This is a genomic window from Paenibacillus spongiae, from assembly GCF_024734895.1.
Taxonomy (GTDB): Bacteria; Bacillota; Bacilli; order Paenibacillales; family Paenibacillaceae; genus Paenibacillus_Z; species Paenibacillus_Z spongiae.
In genome coordinates, this window is the sequence record NZ_CP091430.1 from 2,696,858 (window position 1) to 2,710,436 (window position 13,579).

Below are 13,579 nucleotides of genomic sequence, written 5' to 3' on the forward strand. Positions count from 1 at the left end.
GCGAATCCTGCACCCGATCAACAGCGTGAAGGCGAGATGTATGTATGCGGCTTGGATGCGCTGCAAGCCTTAACCCGCAACTTCGTCCGAACTTTTATCATGACGGGCCGCCTCAGGTCATATAGTGAAAGGAAGGACATCTTGTTCACCCGGAGGGACGATCATGGGCGAAAATAACGGCAGTGCTATTCTGGATATGTCGATTCAAGGCATGAGCTGTACGGCGTGCGCGTCCCGAATTGAGAGAGCCATTGGCAAGCTGGACGGCGTTTCCGGCGTGTCGGTCCATTATGCCGGCAAATCAGGATGCGTGCAATATGCTCCCGAACGGGTGTCGCCAAGCCGGATTATGGAACGGATCGGTGAACTCGGCTTCCAGGCGTTCCCCTATGGCAATGAGAAGATAGGCAATGAGACGTCGGCATTGAAACTTCGGTTTATCTTATCTCTGCTGCTGACGGTTCCGCTATTAGGCGCGATGATCCATCATTATAGCTGGTTAAGCGGCGTGCCGGTTCCGGCTTTTATCTTGGATCCCATGCTGCAGCTGGTGCTGGCGGCCATCGTTCAATTCGGTCTGGGAATGCCCTTTTATTTCGGCGCTTATTATGCACTAAGGGAACGAACGGCCAATATGGACGTTCTGGTGGCGCTTGGGACGACGGCTGCATTCGCCTACAGCTATTATGCGATGCTGACCTCTCAGCCGCTGTATTTCGAGACGTCGGCGGTCGTCATTACGGCTATTCTGCTGGGCAAATGGCTGGAGTCCGCCGCCGCGGACCGCGTGATGCGCGAAAGTGACGGTTTCGCATCGCTTCTGATGAAAGAAGCGGTGGTCGTGAAGGGAGGGACGCGGCAAGCCGTTCCGGTCCAATTCGTACGGACGGGCGATATCGTTCTCGCCGAGCCGAAGCTGCCGATCGCCGTCGACGGCATCATTCTGAACGGCTATGCGGAAGTGGACGAGTCATTCTTGACCGGAGAAAGTATGCCCGCTGCCAAAGGTCCCGGCGATGTCGTGTATGCGGGAACCGTTCCGGTGGGCGGAGAGCTCATCATACGAGCGCAAGCTTCTGCCACGGATACGATGCTAAACCGAATCGCCGTATTGACCCGTCAAGCCCAGTCAACGAAGTCTTCGATCGGGCGGAAAGTCGATCGGCTGGCTGCCGTTTTCGTCCCGGTCATGATCGGCATGTCTGGCCTGACGATGCTGATCTGGCTGACAGTGCTGAAGCCAGGAGATGTAGGCACGGCATCCGTGCATGCGCTCGCTGTGCTGCTAGCCGCTTGCCCGTGCGCGCTCGGTCTTGCGGCGCCTATATCGCTCGTGCTCGCATCCGGGAAGCTGGCAAGGCGGGGAATCGTCATGAAAGAAGCCGGGACGCTTGAAAGATTAGCCCATCTGGACACGATCATGCTCGACAAGACCGGCACGCTTACCGAAGGAAAGCCTGTATTGACAGAGATTTATGGGGTCGCCCCGATCACCCCCAGCATGCTTCTGCGACTCGCGGCTGCCGTCGAGAAGGGTTCCGCGCATCCTTATGCCAGGACGATTGTAGAAGAAGCGAGGCGTAAAGGATTGGTCATTCCGTCAGCCGAAGAATTTCGGGCTATACCAGGCAAGGGCGTGGAAGCGGTCGTCGATGGCCAGCACATTGCCATTGGCAGCGCAAGACTCATGACCGAGCGGGAGTGGCGGATCACGCATGCCGCAGCATCCTTTGCACAGCGGAAGGAGGCCAGCGGCGCGACCGTTCTCTACATTCATGCGGATGGCCGATGCTTGGGCGCTATCGCACTGAACGATCCGGTCAAACGTTCTTCGCGCGAAGCGGTTCGCATGCTGCGGGAGGAAGGGGTTCATGTGCTGATGGCAACGGGGGACCATCCCGCGGCTGCACGTGCTGCCGCGCACGCGGCCGGGATCGGTCAAGTGGAGGCTTCCATGCTGCCTGAAGACAAAGCGGCGTTCGTCCGCAGGCTGCAAGCGGAAGGGCGGCAGGTCGGGATGGCCGGTGACGGCTGGAATGACGCTCCTGCTATCGCGGCGGCGGATGTCGGCATCGCCATGGGAGATGGAACGGATGCGGCTCTCGCCGCAGGACATGTCGTCCTGATCCGGCCCCGTTTAACCGGTATTTGCGATTCGCTCCGCATCAGTAAATTGACCGTTCGCAATATTCGCCAGAATCTGACGTTTGCATTTGTCTACAATGCGATCGTCATTCCGTTCGCCGCTTTCGGCGGGCTTGAGCCTTGGATGGCCGGCACGGCGATGGCATTCAGCTCCGTTTCGGTCGTAGGCAATTCCCTGCGCTTGAACGGACAGATGAGCCGGGCATTGAAGCGCCCCGACTGATACGTTGCCCGAAGGAGGAACTACATGGCCGCGCCCGAGTGGGGATTAATCGCATTGACAGGTCTGCTGAGCGCCCCCCATTGCATGGGCATGTGCGGGGGCATTATATCGGCTGTGACGCTTCAGACAACGACAACGCCGTTTCGTGCAGTCGCGCTGTACAACACGGGACGGATTCTTTCCTATTCCATTCTGGGCGCAGCGATGGGGACGGTCGGCTCGTTCGTGAATCTTGCAGGCAAGCTTGCCGGCTTGCAAGGACTTGCATCGATCATTGGCGGCCTGTTTCTGCTGTTCTGGCTGTGGCGGAGGTTTCAACTGCCGTTCATGCAGGCTTGGACATCATTTCTGCATCGGAATCTTCTTCGCGGACGCGAATCAACGTCCGGCAAAGAATGGCTGCACGTGCTTGCAACGGGAGTATCGTTCGGCTTCCTGCCGTGCGGACTCACCTATGCGATGCAAATGAACGCTGCCGCGGCGGGTTCTGCATGGGGAGGCGCAGGCGTAATGGCATTATTCGGCATGGCGACATTCCCGGCGCTTGCATTCGTCGGATTGCTTGCAGGCCAGGCGGGCAGGAGCTGGAGGCGGATTATGGGGAAAGCGGGTACGGTAACGGCAGCGCTTGTCGGAGTATTAGCCATCATGCGGGGGCTTGCTTCAGCAGGATTTATCCCAAGTATTTCTCCTTGGTTATGGTGAATTTGAACCATTCAATAAAATGGTGCTTCAGGACAGGAAGGATTTTGCCAGATCATAGCGAATTCTCAGGTGAATCGTTCCTTTCATAATAGCGGAGGATGAGCCATGAGAAGTCGAGTCACCTATTTGAACAATAAACGTGTCGAAAATTTAAAAAGCACCATGCTGTTTAATCCGCACTGTCTACTCACCGAGAATATCAAAGGACTTCTGGAGAATTACTTAACCGGCGTCTATTTGGTTCAAGAAAACCGGATTATCTATGTAAATCCCCGCCTTACCGAAATGTTCGGTTATACCCAATCGGAAATGTTGAGGATGGAGCCTATGGCATTCGTCCATCCGGAAGACCGGCAGCGGATGATCGAGGAAACGAACAGCAGGCTCAGAGGCGAAGAGAAGACGGCGAATTATTGGATGAGAGGGCTCAGGAAGGATGGCAGCTGCTTCAATTATGAGACACATGCGTCGCTTATTACATATGGGGGTAAGCCTGCCTTAATGGGGACTTTGCTCGATATGACCAGCCAGAAAACGGCCAGAGACCTGATGCAGGAACAGGATCTCCGTTATCAGAGGCTGATCAAATATTTGCCCGAGCCGATTATCGTTCACGACAAAGGGGCGATTATCTATACGAACAACGCCGGACTAAGGCTGCTCGGCGCCGATAACCAGGAGCAGGTTCTGAGACTGAAGATCACTCAGATTACGCACCCGGATTATCATGATTCTATGAGAGAACGTATGGATAAGGTGGTTCTCTCCGACGAGCCGCTGGATTTCGTCGAAACGCTGCTTCTCGGTTTGGACGGTCAAACCATCGAGGTCGAGGCATCGAGCATTCGCATACATAACTTTCTGGGCAGAAAAATCGTCGTCCAAACCGTATTCCGGGATATTCGCGACCGCAAACGGGCCGAGGAAGCGCTCATTAATTCCGAGAAGCTGTCCGTAGCCGGTCAGATGGCGGCGGGGATCGCGCACGAAATCCGGAATCCGCTGGCTTCCCTGAAAGGGTTTTCACAGCTGTTGAAAACCAAATTCGATAAACATCACGACTATTTGGACATTATGCTGACCGAGCTTGACCGGATCAACGGGATCGTTCAAGAGTTTATGGCTCTAGCCAAGCCTCAGGCCCATGAATTTTACGAAGATCACGATCTGGTCCAAATCATCCGCAGTGTCATGAGGCTGCTGGAGACGCAGGCCATTATGAACAATGTCCAGATCAAACTAAACATTGGAAGCGATTTAACGATAACGCGATGCGAAGGGAATCAAATCAAGCAGGTCTTCATTAATTTATTGAAGAATGCCATCGATGCCATGCCCGGGGGCGGAGACGTTGAAATCGACCTTCAGCCTCACCGTAACCAGACGGTAGCCATTACTATAAAGGATCACGGGGTTGGCATTCCCAAGGAGCAGCTTGAGAAGCTGGGCGGTCCCTTCTATACGACGAAGAGCAGCGGTACCGGTCTTGGCCTGATGATCTGCAACCGGATTGTCGAGGCCCATCATGGTACGATATCGTTCGCAAGCGAGCTGGAATCCGGTACAACCGTAACCGTCGTGCTTCCTGTCACAGAAAAGTCGATTTAAGCGCCGGCCTTTAGTTTGCGGTTAAACATAACGGTTCTTTCGCCATTATCGGCTTCAACGGCGGCATCCCATATCCCAGCCATTAGCGGCACCGCATCTCCGTTATATACACCGGGTGCAATCTCCTTCAGCTCGAAGCTAACAACTCCGCATACCATATTCGACATGGATAAGCGAACATGGAGTTTATAGCTGCTTGCAGGCATTCCGTCCGGTTTCGATAGCTTGACAGTAAAATCGTTGCTCTGAAGCCGCTTGACCGGATAGGTTCCTAGCGTCATCTCAGCCTTCAAGCCGTCAACAGTCTGCAGGATGGTCGCGGGCGGAGCTTCTGCCGCCCATCCGGCTTGTGTCCGAATAGCCGCTGCAATTGCGATGACGGCTATAAGGGCTGCGATCCATAATCCGATTTTCTTGTTCAACGCATTCATTAACGTCGCTCCTTTTGCAAAATTCCGATTCGGAATCAGAAGCAGCCCTCCTTAATGAGAAGGGCGTTACCTTACCTATGAAGTATGCAAACAATCGCTTTTCAAGACCCTTTGCATGGCGTTTTGTTTAAATATCGAAAAGATAATTTTCGCGATACGCTGCTTCTATATCCTGAAGGAAGATACCCGGTCGGCTGCCTATGACGTTGTCTGCTGCTTCTTATTGGTAGACAACCCGAGCAGGGGGATGATATAGTAACAGATGCACAATTGCATACTCGTTTCAGGTGCCGGCTTCGTTTGTTTGTCGTTTTGGGAGAACGGAGTTTTCGGCTTAAAAGGGAAGACCGGTGAAAAACCGGCACGGACCCGCCACTGTGAGGAGCGTCAAGGGGAGGCAGCTTTCATGCCAGCCATCCCGTTGACAACGCACCAGCTTAAGTCACTGAATGGCTATCATTCGGGAAGACGTTGGCTGCGCATGCTCTATAGTCAGGAGACCTGCCTGTGACGTTAGAACGCGCTACCTACGTGGTATAGGAGGTGTTGGAATGGCTGTGATACGATTTTGGGGACGAATACCGCCCGCGAGGCGTAAGTCCATACAGCCGCAGTTCTTCGGAACGTAGAGCATTTCCGGCACGTTATGCCAGGAGATGCTTTTTTTGTTGTCCATATTGGATAGCTGGCAGCACGGCTTCGTTTATGATTTTTGCTCTCGGGGCTAGTTTTGCTGCGAAGTAATTTCAATGAAGTATAGTTCCACAAAACGAAACCTATGCTTCCGAAGCAAGTTTTGTTATGAAGTAATTTCAACGAAGTATAGTTCCACAAAACTTTTAAGGAGTGCTTGACCAATGAAACAGAGACAAAGATTTACGTGGTTCAAAATGGGGATGATGGTCCTGCTGACTGCGATGCTGCTCTTGACGGCAGCCTGCGGCAGCAAAGCGGGGGAGACGAACGATACTGCAGGCAGCGGAAACGCGGTTAATACACCGGCAAATACGAACAAAGCAGATGATCCCGCAACAAGCGGCAATGCGGGCAGTTCGTCCGCCGCAACTGTATATCCTTTGACCGTGAAGGATGCGACCAATGTAGAGATAACCTTTAATGCCGCTCCGCAGAAGGTCGTAACGCTGGTTCCGAGCGAGACTGAAATTATGTATGCCATCGGCGCAGGCGATCAAGTGGTAGGCGTGGACGATTATTCCAACTATCCGGCGGAAGCGGCGGAGAAGACGAAGATCGGCGGCATGGAAGCGAACATCGAGGCCATCGTAGGCTTGAAGCCGGATCTTGTGCTGGCATCTTCAGGGATGAACCAAGCCACCATCGACAAGCTGAGAGAATTGAAGCTGAATGTCTACGCATCCGATCCGAAGACATATGACGCTGTTATCGAGAAGATTAATCAAGTCGGCATCATTATGGATCAGAAGGCGGAAGCAGAAGAAGTGACGAAGCATATGCAGGATGTTAGACAGCAGGTGCAGGATACCGTGAAAGACGCGGCGAAGCCGAATGTGTATTTGGAATTCTCGCCGGGCTGGACGGTCGGAGCAGGAGAGTTTCTGGATGAGCTGATTGCCACCGCAGGCGGGATCAATATTGCGGATCAGAAGGGCTGGTACGAGATCGATCCGGAGCAGGTGATTAAGTCCAATCCTGAAGTCATCATCTATGCTTCTATGCCCGTGAAGGAAGGCGAAGTGAATCCGATTCTGGATCTCATTCAGAAGCGGCCGGGCTGGGATTCGATTAATGCCCTTAAGAACAAGCAGGTTCACGAAGTGGATTCAGATCCGCTTGTACGTGTAGGACCTCGCCTTGCAGATGGTCTGCAGGATGTAGCGAAGAAAATTCATCCGGATCTATTCAAATAGATGCGTCTCAAACTATACGTCTACGGAGGAGCAGCCATGCTCCTCCTTGCCGCATCTATCGTCATTAGTTTGTCCATCGGTTCCGCCGCTTTGCCGCTCGGAGAGGTGTGGGGGATTCTTCTGGATCAGCTGCCGTGGGCCGGTAATGGAGATGCGAAATGGGATGAAAGCTCCGTAGCGATCGTTACACAGGTGAGGCTGTCCCGCATTCTGCTGGCGGTACTCGTCGGCGCCTGCTTGTCTCTGGCGGGTGCCGGATTTCAAGGGGTGCTGCGCAATCCGCTTGCCGATCCGTTCACGCTTGGCGTTGCGTCGGGATGCTCCGTTGGCGCGGCTTTTCTCATTCTGTTCGGTTATCAAACCATCTTGGGTATATGGAGCATTCCGATCGTCGCATTCGCTACCGGAATGGTTACCCTCGTCATTGTGTTTACGCTTGCCCGCGCGCGAGGGGAGATGAATGTGGAGACGCTCATTCTGTCGGGCGTCATCGTGCAGGCTTTTCTCGGCGCCTTCGTTTCCTTCATGGTCTCCTTGTCATCCGGCGTCGTGAATGAAATTATGTTCTGGCTGATGGGGAGCATAAGCGGCCGGGGCTGGGAGCATGTAAAGGTTGTACTTCCGTTTCTCTTCGTCGGAATACCGATTTTGATCCGTTACGCTCAACCGCTTAACCTGTTTATTTTCGGCGAACGTCATGCGTCGCATCTGGGCATTCATGTGGAGCGTACGAAGCTGATTGTCCTTCTAACCTCGACTCTTCTAACGGCAGTTGCCGTATCCATGACCGGCGTTGTCGGATTCGTCGGACTCGTCGTCCCCCATCTTGTCCGGCTGCTTGTGGGGCCTGATTACCGCTTGATCATTCCTCTCTCGGCTATAGGCGGGAGTATATACCTGGTCTGGGCGGATACATTGGCTAGAACGGCTTTGAGTCCGAAGGAAATACCGTTAGGCGTCGTAACTGCCTTAATCGGAGCGCCGTTCTTCGCTTATCTCTTATACCGGAGGAAGATGAAGCAAGGAGGGTCGATATGATAGAAGCTCGCAATGCGGCAAGAACGATTGACGGCAGTGTCATCCTGGATTCGTTGACCTTCACGATGGAACAGGGCGGGATGTATGGAATCATCGGGCCGAACGGCGCCGGCAAATCGACGCTTCTTCGTCTCATGTCCGGCGTGGATTCCCCAACGTACGGCGAGCTGCTCCTGGAAGGAAAAGCAGCATCGGCATATGGCCGCAAGGAGCTGGCGAAGTGGGTCGCGGTTCTGCAGCAGGGCGGTCTGGACCCGGCGAACTTTACGGTACGCGAGGTGCTGGCATTCGGGCGATACCCGTTTCAGAACTGGCTGGGCGAAGAGAAGCGGGACCCAGAGCCGCTGATTAACCGGGCGCTTGCGCTGATGGGGCTTACCCATCTGGCGGAGCGTAAGATCGACCGCCTCAGCGGCGGCGAGAGGCAGCGCGTCGCGCTGGCCAAGGTTATGGTACAGGAGCCGAGATTGCTTCTGCTCGACGAGCCGACAACCTATCTGGATATCGGGTATCAGGTTGGCTTGCTCGATACAGTCAAGCGCTGGCAGCAGGATGAGCGGATTACGGTTGTCGCGGTTCTGCATGATTTGAATTTGGCCGCACATTATTGCGACAAGCTGCTTGTTCTGCATGAAGGGCGCTTAGTCGCATTCGGAGCCCCATCGGAAATTATCGAGACCGGCTTGATTGACCGCGTATACGGGACGAAAGCAGTCGTTGTCCCCCATCCGGTCACAGGTGTGCCGCAGCTGCTTCTGCAGCCGTCGGCAGACAGCAGCATCGTACAAACGAGAGGATGATGTAATAATGAACGATCGGAAGCTGATGACAACAATAGAGAGCATTCGTATGCCTGACCGTGAGGCCATGGATGCCGCGGAACGCCATTTGAACAGTCTGACCAAGCCGCCGGGCAGCTTGGGGAAGCTGGAGGCCATCGCTCGCCAGACTGCGGGGATTACCGGAGAGCTGGTACCGGATCTGTCAGCCCGCGCGGTTATCGTCATGGCAGGCGACCATGGCGTATGCGAGGAGGGGGTAAGCGCCTTCCCATCCGAGGTTACGCCGCAGATGGTTCATAATTTTCTGGCGGGAGGCGCTGCCGTCAACGTGCTTGCCAGGCAGGCGAATGCAGGCGTATTCTGCGTAGATGTCGGCGTAAATGCCGAACTGGCGCATCCGAAGCTGATAAGCCGTAAAGTAAGGTTCGGTACCGCAAACATGACGCGCGAGCCTGCGATGAAGCGGGAGGAAGCGGTAGCTGCCATTACGGCGGGGATTGAGACGGTGGAGCAGCTCTACAGCGAGGGCTACCGCATGTTTGCTACCGGAGAGATGGGCATTGGAAACACGACCGCAAGCGCAGCTCTGTGTACCGTATTGGCCGACATGCCGATCGAGGAGGCCGTCGGACTCGGTACCGGTATCGACGAAGGACGCCGTCAGCATAAAATCCAAGTTGTGGAGCGGGCGCTCGCCGTGAACCGGCCCGATGCAGCCGATGCCATCGATACGCTCGCCAAAGTAGGCGGACTGGAGATAGCCGGTCTCGCAGGCGTTCTGATCGGTGCGGCATCGCTTTCCTGTCCGGTTATCGTGGACGGATTTATTTCGACTGCCGCCGCTCTTATCGCTTCGAAGATCGCCCCTCAATCGGTGCCATATATGCTTGGCTCGCATTTGTCGCATGAACAGGGTCATAGACAGCTGCTGCAAGCAGTCGGACTATCGCCGATTATTCATATGGACATGCGTCTTGGCGAGGGTACGGGCGCTGTACTTTGCTTTCACTTCGTTGACGCCGCGCTGCTTATCATGCAGGAGATGGCGACATTTGAAAGTGCAGGCGTCTCGCAGGCGTAGGATGAAGCAAATGGTTGGGGTAGCAGGACAAACCGGATGATACCTGCCGTTAAGCAGCTTCAGCTGCGATTGAAAGAGACAATGCGACAGAATATGCTTGGCTCAAAACGCATTATCGGCAGCAAAGCATTCACTAATCGTTGAGGAGGATCATGAATGGCGGTTTTTATTACGGGCGGGGCCCGCAGCGGCAAGAGCGACTTTGCCGAACGGTACGCGAAGCAGCTGTCCGACAGCGGTGTATATCTCGCCACTTCTGAAATCAGAGATGACGAGATGGCAGAGCGGATCGACAGGCACCGGCAAGCCCGCCAATCCGCCGCATTCCCATGGCGGACGATTGAAGAGCCTTATGATCTTGCCGGCAGATTGCGAGAACTTGGCGCGCAGGAAGGAGATGCAGCCGCTCAGTCTGCCGTACTCGTGGATTGTCTGACGCTCTGGTTGACCAATTGGATGCTGCGTCTCGAGCCTTGGGAGGAAGATGGCATCCTGCATCGGCCGCAGGATGATCGTTCTCTCGACGAGGTCATCGACGAGCTGCTGGCTGTTGTAGCGGCATATCGCGGTCCGCTGCTCCTTGTTACGAACGAGGTAGGAAGCGGCATCGTGCCCGCCTATGCGCTTGGCCGCCGTTTCCGCGATGCGGCGGGCAGAATGAACCGCAAGCTGGCTGCCGTTTGCGATGAAGCCTATTTGGTCGTGGCTGGCTTCCCGCTGGATCTGAAGGCACATTCCTTCCGGCTGGATAACGAATGATCTTCTACTCGTTACAGGAAATACTGCTTATCGTCGCAGCCGCAATCATCATCGATTGGATCGTGGGCGATCCGAAATGGCCGACGCATCCGGTTATCTATATCGGCCGTTTCATACGGTTGTTGGAAGCACGGCTAAGGCCGGGTGGCGAGAGCTTGGCAGCCAGGCAATTAAAGAGACGCGGTGTTGTGCTGACGGCTGTTACGACGACCGTCTCTTTGTGTATTCTATGGGCCGTAATCATGCTCGGGAGTATGATCCACACATGGCTGGGTTATGCGCTGTCCGCTTGGTTCATATCGACGACAATTGCCGTGAAGGGCCTAAAGGATGCCGCGATGCTCGTGTATCGCCCCCTTGCGGCAGGAAATTTGGAAGAGGCAAGGAAGTATGCCGGATACATCGTTAGCCGCGACACCTCCGTCATGGACGAACGGGATACGGCCCGGTCGGCGATCGAAACGGTCGCGGAGAATACGGTCGATGCCTTTGTCTCGCCGATCTTCTATGCGCTTCTTGGAGCGGCGCCGCTCGCGATGCTGTACCGATCGGCGAACACGCTGGATTCCATGGTCGGGTATAAAAACGAAAACTATATTCACTTTGGCTGGGCTTCCGCACGGTTCGACGATGTGTTGAATTTCATTCCTGCCAGGCTATGCGGGCTGCTCCTTACAGCGGCGGCGTGGTGTATACCAGGTTTATCTCCGTTGAGAGCGTTCAGATCGATTCGCGAGTTCGCCCATCGGCATCCGAGCCCGAACAGCGGCATACCTGAATCGGCTGCGGCCGGGGCGATCGGGATCGAACTGGGCGGCCGCAACGTCTATTTCGGTACCGTCAGCGAGCGGGCCCGTCTGGGCTGGCCGCTGCGGCCGCTAGAACGGCGGGACATTTTGAAGACCGTTCAGCTGCTGTATGTCACGAGTGCAATCGTATTTATGGGGGTGCTTATCGGATGGCTATTCGTGCGCTAACCGGCTTGCTGCAAGCGGTCGGATCTGCTTTTCAACTCCTTACCCGAATCCCGGTTCCGGTCAACATCCCGTTCACACCCCAAGTTCTGGCGAGAAGCACGGTCTGTTATCCTGTCGTCGGGCTGGTCATTGGCGGAATCACGGCTTCGTCGGGATGGCTTCTCGAATCGTATGTACCGGCCATGCCCGCCGCGGTCATTATTCTGCTGCTGTGGGTGGCCTTAAGCGGAGCGCTTCATCTGGACGGACTCATGGACACGGCTGATGGCGTCCTCAGCCATCGGTCGCGGGAGCGTATGCTGGAGATTATGAAGGATAGCCGGGTAGGCGCCATGGGGGTTATAGCCGCAGCAGGACTTCTTTTGTTCAAATTCGCCGTTCTTTCCGAATTGCTGCTGACTGACGGGTTCCATCACGGTGCCGTACCGTTATTAACGGCTGCCTGTGTATGGAGCCGGACTTGGATGATCGCCGCGATTGCCATATGGCCGCAAGCCCGCAAGAATGAAGGGCTCGGCGCGCTGTTCGCAGGTGTGACGACGAAGCATCTGGCATCCGGGACGATGCTGCATGCCATCATTCTGGTCGCGTTATTCAAGCTGTATGGCTACAGCTGGACGGTAACGGGCCTTCTTCTTGGCGGCGGCGCGGCTATTACGCTCGTAACCGGATTGATTATGGCGATATGGTTAAGCAGAAAGCTCGGCGGTTTGACCGGCGATACGTATGGCGCTATGAATGAGGTGCTTGAGTGCATGCTGCTATTCGCAGCGATGATGTGGATTTGAATGGCAGCAGAGAGGAGTGTACAACATGCTGGAAAGATATGGACATGGCGGAGATTTGCGCACGGCACAGGAGCTATTCGGCCTTCCTGCAGATCAGTTTCATGATTTCAGCGCCAATATGAATCCATACGGCCCGCCTGCCTGTGTGGCGGAGGTCCTTCGTACGTATACGGATTCCATCGACCGTTACCCCGACCCTTCCGTTCGGGAGCTTCGGCGCAAGCTGGGCATTCATCATGACCTAGACCCCTCATGCGTTCTTGTCGGCAATGGGGCGGCTGAATTGATCGATTTGGCCGTCAGGGTATATCGACCGGAGGTTACGGCGGTGACAGGCCCCAGCTTTGTGGAATATGCGGATGCTGCACGCAAATGCGGCAGCCCGATCCACGTTCTGCCTCTTTATCCGGAGAATGACTTTCGTCTGACAGCCGATACGATAAGGCGAGCTCTTCTTGATTTCAGGCGAAGGGGTATTCAACCCGGCCAAGCGTTATGGTTTCTGGGGTCGCCGAATAATCCGACCGGGCAGCTCGTGGAGCCTGCAATCATTCGGGAGCTGCTGCTCGAAGGGGAAAGGGTCATCGTCGACGAGGCTTTCATGGATTTCGTGCCGGATGCGGCGAATTACAGTCTACTGAGAGAGGCTGAAGTGAATGAGCGGTTGACTGTCATTCGCTCGATGACCAAATTTTATGCAATTCCGGGTATACGCCTAGGCTATGCGGCGGGATCACCGCAAACGATCGCTGAACTGGGCAGGCTGCAGGTGCCCTGGAGCGTCAATTCGCTCTCGCAGCAAATCGGATCGGCCGTATTGGATGAGAAGCAGTATGCCGAGAATACGCTGACGTGGTTGAAGCAAGAGCGGCCTTGGCTTGAGTCGCAGCTGTCAGCGCTGGGGCTGCGGGTCTATCCCGGCGAAGTGAACTATATTCTCTTCTCCATTCCTGCGGAATTCAACCTTACTTCCAAAGAGCTGCAGCATGAAATGGGCGTCAGAGGCGTTCTTATCCGCGATGCTTCTGGATTCGATGGTCTTGATGAGACCTTCTGCCGGATCGCCGTCCGCTTCCGGGAAGAGCATCTGCGGCTGCTTGATGTGATGAAGAACGTGCTGGCTGACCCGAGCCGGCCATGAAAGGGGCGATCA

Annotated in this window: 12 protein-coding genes and 1 riboswitch; of the genes, 11 read left to right on the forward strand and 1 reads right to left on the reverse strand. The window is 55.1% G+C overall.

The genetic code is table 11. The features are described 5' to 3' along the window. Positions 1–163 precede the first annotated feature (163 nt). The 3 genes from L1F29_RS12550 to L1F29_RS12560 all read left to right on the forward strand — a co-directional run bounded on the left by L1F29_RS12550 (position 164) and on the right by L1F29_RS12560 (position 4,681). Positions 164–2,368 carry a heavy metal translocating P-type ATPase gene (locus L1F29_RS12550; protein ID WP_258388643.1) on the forward strand — a complete coding sequence of 735 codons (2,205 nt, stop codon included), beginning with the start codon at positions 164–166 and terminating at the stop codon, positions 2,366–2,368. Positions 2,369–2,392: 24 nt separating this feature from the next. Continuing rightward, positions 2,393–3,073, forward strand: coding sequence for a sulfite exporter TauE/SafE family protein (locus L1F29_RS12555; protein ID WP_258388644.1), 681 nt, complete (start codon positions 2,393–2,395; stop codon positions 3,071–3,073). A gap of 105 nt (positions 3,074–3,178) precedes the next feature. Beyond that, positions 3,179–4,681: a PAS domain-containing sensor histidine kinase gene (locus tag L1F29_RS12560; protein WP_258388645.1), complete on the forward strand. Its 1,503-nt coding sequence runs from the start codon at positions 3,179–3,181 to the stop codon at positions 4,679–4,681. Here the strand turns inward: L1F29_RS12560 and L1F29_RS12565 are convergent. Continuing rightward, on the reverse strand, positions 4,678–5,112 hold the full coding sequence (locus L1F29_RS12565; protein ID WP_258388646.1) for a FixH family protein: 435 nt from the start codon (positions 5,110–5,112) through the stop codon (positions 4,678–4,680). The two genes, L1F29_RS12560 and L1F29_RS12565, sit on opposite strands and share 4 nt — an antisense overlap. 268 nt (positions 5,113–5,380) lie before the next feature. After that, positions 5,381–5,635: riboswitch (cobalamin riboswitch) on the forward strand. Positions 5,636–5,969: 334 nt separating this feature from the next. Between L1F29_RS12565 and L1F29_RS12570 the strand changes: the two genes are divergently transcribed. The 8 genes from L1F29_RS12570 (at position 5,970) to L1F29_RS12605 (ending at position 13,567) form a co-directional block, all read left to right on the forward strand. Beyond that, positions 5,970–7,001, forward strand: a complete 1,032-nt coding sequence (locus tag L1F29_RS12570; RefSeq protein ID WP_258388647.1) for an ABC transporter substrate-binding protein — start codon at positions 5,970–5,972, stop codon at positions 6,999–7,001. Beyond that, on the forward strand, positions 7,002–8,039 hold the full coding sequence (locus L1F29_RS12575; RefSeq protein ID WP_258388648.1) for a FecCD family ABC transporter permease: 1,038 nt from the start codon (positions 7,002–7,004) through the stop codon (positions 8,037–8,039). After that, positions 8,036–8,839 carry an ABC transporter ATP-binding protein gene (locus tag L1F29_RS12580; RefSeq protein ID WP_258388649.1) on the forward strand — a complete coding sequence of 268 codons (804 nt, stop codon included), beginning with the start codon at positions 8,036–8,038 and terminating at the stop codon, positions 8,837–8,839. The genes L1F29_RS12575 and L1F29_RS12580 overlap by 4 nt, the downstream gene beginning before the upstream one ends. 7 nt (positions 8,840–8,846) lie before the next feature. Next, a complete protein-coding gene (gene cobT / locus L1F29_RS12585) occupies positions 8,847–9,902 on the forward strand; it encodes a nicotinate-nucleotide--dimethylbenzimidazole phosphoribosyltransferase (RefSeq protein WP_258388650.1) in 1,056 nt (351 codons plus the stop codon). A 156-nt stretch (positions 9,903–10,058) separates the two neighbouring features. Then, positions 10,059–10,661 (forward strand): bifunctional adenosylcobinamide kinase/adenosylcobinamide-phosphate guanylyltransferase, encoded by a 603-nt coding sequence (cobU, locus tag L1F29_RS12590; RefSeq protein ID WP_258388651.1) that lies wholly within the window; start codon positions 10,059–10,061, stop codon positions 10,659–10,661. Next, a complete protein-coding gene (cbiB, locus tag L1F29_RS12595; RefSeq protein WP_258388652.1) occupies positions 10,658–11,638 on the forward strand; it encodes an adenosylcobinamide-phosphate synthase CbiB in 981 nt (326 codons plus the stop codon). Before cobU ends, cbiB begins: the two co-directional genes overlap by 4 nt. After that, positions 11,620–12,426: an adenosylcobinamide-GDP ribazoletransferase gene (gene cobS / locus L1F29_RS12600; RefSeq protein WP_258388653.1), complete on the forward strand. Its 807-nt coding sequence runs from the start codon at positions 11,620–11,622 to the stop codon at positions 12,424–12,426. Before cbiB ends, cobS begins: the two co-directional genes overlap by 19 nt. 25 nt (positions 12,427–12,451) lie before the next feature. Further along, positions 12,452–13,567, forward strand: a complete 1,116-nt coding sequence (locus tag L1F29_RS12605; RefSeq protein ID WP_258388654.1) for a pyridoxal phosphate-dependent aminotransferase — start codon at positions 12,452–12,454, stop codon at positions 13,565–13,567. The last annotated feature ends 12 nt before the right edge of the window (positions 13,568–13,579 follow it).